Here is a 244-nt window from a genome sequence, read left to right on the forward strand (position 1 = left end):
CTCAGTAGTGAAACGTAATAACGCCGATGGTAGTGTGGGGTTTCCCCATGTGAGAGTAGGGCATCGCCAAGCGCCAATTACTGTTTATTTAGACCTAGTCTGAATAGATAAGATTTAAGACGATGTCTTAAATCAGAGCAGATTTGTCGTAAGACTCAAAAATTTGTTTGGTGACCATAGTGTTACGGTACCACCTGATCCCATTCCGAACTCAGTAGTGAAACGTAATAACGCCGATGGTAGT

General features: G+C 42.6%; 1 rRNA gene. It reads left to right on the forward strand.

The features are described 5' to 3' along the window. Window positions 1-166: 166 nt before the first annotated feature. Window positions 167-244, forward strand: a 5S ribosomal RNA gene (gene rrf / locus JFU56_RS22685); the annotation flags it as partial.

Source organism: Moritella sp. F3, assembly GCF_015082335.1.
GTDB lineage: Bacteria > Pseudomonadota > Gammaproteobacteria > Enterobacterales > Moritellaceae > Moritella.